This window comes from Lacinutrix sp. MEBiC02404 (assembly GCF_053601575.1).
Map to the genome: position 1 here is coordinate 1 of NZ_JBSHNV010000076.1, position 2,539 is coordinate 2,539.

General features: G+C 29.1%; 3 protein-coding genes. All 3 read right to left on the bottom strand.

All coding sequences use genetic code 11. From position 1 onward, the window contains the following. Positions 1 to 296: 296 nt before the first annotated feature. The 3 genes from ACVCXO_RS00470 to ACVCXO_RS00480 all read right to left on the bottom strand — a co-directional run bounded on the left by ACVCXO_RS00470 (position 297) and on the right by ACVCXO_RS00480 (position 2,386). Positions 297 to 584 (bottom strand): hypothetical protein, encoded by a 288-nt coding sequence (locus ACVCXO_RS00470; RefSeq protein WP_452227635.1) that lies wholly within the window; start codon positions 582 to 584, stop codon positions 297 to 299. Next, a complete protein-coding gene (locus tag ACVCXO_RS00475; protein WP_452227636.1) occupies positions 585 to 1,499 on the bottom strand; it encodes a hypothetical protein in 915 nt (304 codons plus the stop codon). A 227-nt stretch (positions 1,500 to 1,726) separates the two neighbouring features. Then, the gene (locus ACVCXO_RS00480; protein WP_452227637.1) at positions 1,727 to 2,386 is read right to left on the bottom strand and encodes a hypothetical protein; all 660 of its coding nucleotides are present in this window, start codon (positions 2,384 to 2,386) and stop codon (positions 1,727 to 1,729) included. Positions 2,387 to 2,539: the final 153 nt, after the last annotated feature.

Consider the following 2,539-nt stretch of genomic DNA (forward strand, 5'->3'; position numbering starts at 1 on the left):
ATGTAAGCTTTAGTGTTGTTTTCGTTTAAAAGAGTCTCTATTTGAATTCTCTCCTTTAAGGTAAGTCGTTTATGTTTTTTTACTTCCATTGTAACAAATCTATAAATTTAGATTTGTTGCGTTAAGTTATTGAATTCGGAGATTTTTTCTTAAATTACGCACAACGTTGTTGTATATGGTTTGTTGCGTGTTTCAAGCAACTAATTTAGTAAATAATTACGGACAAAGAAAGTCCGCGAGGACTTTCGTAAGTAGGCAAGAAGCAAGCAATAAATTATATACGGTGTTGTGGGTAGTTATTCTAACTCTCCAAGTTCTTTCAACTTCTCAATATATTCTTCAGCAGACAAAGGACAATTAACTAAATCAGCGAAATCTTGTTTTGATAATTTACATTGAGTTGACATTTGCTTAATTAAATAATTATTCAAATCTGATTTACTTCCGTGACTCAATTTTGTATATAATATCATTTTTCCATTGTAATGAAATTCCAAATATTTATGGTCATTACTATGGTCTTTTGAGTCTTCAAATCCTTTTTTCTTAAGGTTTTTATATGCTTTTTTTCCGTTTAATACCATCTAAAAAACCTCTTTTACAAAACTATTCAACACGCTTTTTATTCTCAACAACCTTTTATTTAATTGATTATTTTCGAGAGAATTTAGTCTTTTGTATAAATAGTCAAATTCTTCATTAAAATTCTGTTCAGCCTCGTCTTGAGTTTCTCCAGTTCCGATTATATCTAATTGTTCGTTATTTATTATGTAATAATCTTCCTCTTTTGCAAAAAGACAGCGTAAAGGGAAGTTTAATATATATTGTTTTTTATGGACATTTATTACATCGGGTGAATAGGATAAAGAATGCTTTGCGGTTGAGATAACTTCCTCAATACTATTCCTTGTTTTTCCACCTTTTTTAGTAACCTTAATTCTTGCAAAAGCTTTTTCTTCTAATTTTTCTTCTTTTACCTCTTTTACTTCTACTAACAAACTTTTCTTCGTAGAAGCTTTAAATTTTTTAGGTCTATATTTCTCACTTTCCACATTTCCTTTTTCGTAGATAGAAACAGGCGAATTTTGAAAACTTGTAGTAAAACCATAAAGTTTTTCTACAATTTCATTTCTTTTAAAATGTTCTGGATATAGATTTTTTAAATCAGCATAATTTCCTTTATCTGAAATTTCAAAAATTGTATTTAGTTTCTTTGTTACTTCTGTTCTTTGATTTTGATAATCAGCTATTACAGGTTGAACTCTTTGTGTTAGCTCAAATGAAGGAATTGCACTACCTTTTTGAAAGTCTGTCAATTCAAGCTTAAAATTATTTAAATCAATTGCTTCATTCGCAGGTAAATCATATTTCGCAATAGACATTATTAGTTCTTGTAAAGATTCCGCAATCTTTATTAAAGATTCAATTGGAAGAGTTTGGAACTTTCCAAGTTCTCCTTCAATTTTTAAACTAATTCCTTTTTGTAAGTCAATTGCCATAGTTCAAATGTAAGGATGTTTTTTTATTCCTTTTTAAATCAATGTTAATATTTTCTTCTGTTCTCGATTTTTCTTTAATTACCCACAACGTGTTTGTATATGGTTTGTTGCGTGTTTAAGAACGTAATTTAGCAAATAAAAACCGAATAGAAAATCCGCGAGGGTTTTCGTAAGCAGGCTAGAACCAGCAATAAATTATATATGGTGTTGGCAAATCGTTTTTATTATTAATCAATATTAATTTCATTCGGTATTGGTGGTGGCGGAGGAGGAGGAATACTTGAAATATCATAACCCACAAAAAGTATGTTATATTCAAAAAAATCAGAATCGTTTTTAGAATTTAACACTGAAAATTGTTCAGCTATTTCTTTTAAAACAGTTTTTGTTGTTGAAATCGGATATTTTTCTTCTACATAGAAATGAATCAAAGCTGGCTTAACTTTATTTTCATTATATTTAAAATTATGCGATTTCCCAATAATATTATTCAGTTCTGTCTTTAAGTAGCTTATTGGATGTTTCTCTTTCTTTTTTCCATATCCAGTTATTAATGAGTCGTTTCTAATTGTCATATGATTTCTTCTGAAGTAACAACTAGTTTCTCCTGAAGTCGGACAATCTGAAAATCCGGTAATGTGATAGCGTGTTTCGTTTAACTTGAATTTTAAACCAGAAACTTTTCCTAAGCAAGTCAATTCCCTCATTTTTTCTCTTAATTCCAAGAAGTTTGTTATTGAATCTAAATCAATAATTCCGATTTCATTCTCCGATTGAAACCTTATATAATCTTGTGAGAATAGGTCATTCAGTGGTTTTTTTTCTTCAAAATTTGAGCAAGAACTTAAAATCATAAAGAAAATTAATATGTAGTTCAGGTTTTTCATCAAATGTTTGCCAACGTGTTTGTATATGGAAAGTTGCGTTTTGGTACAGGCGGATTTTCCGAAGGAAAATCAGAAGTAACAAAAGCGCAACCAACTTTATTTAAGCACTAATCTAGCAATTTTTTATATACGTTGTTATAAAATGTAGCTAAA

Coding starts and splice junctions, on each gene's coding strand:
- ACVCXO_RS00470 (WP_452227635.1), bottom strand. CDS start 584: ATGGTATTAAACGGAAAAAAAGCATATAAAAACCTTAAGAAAAAAGGA.
- ACVCXO_RS00475 (WP_452227636.1), bottom strand. CDS start 1,499: ATGGCAATTGACTTACAAAAAGGAATTAGTTTAAAAATTGAAGGAGAA.
- ACVCXO_RS00480 (WP_452227637.1), bottom strand. CDS start 2,386: ATGAAAAACCTGAACTACATATTAATTTTCTTTATGATTTTAAGTTCT.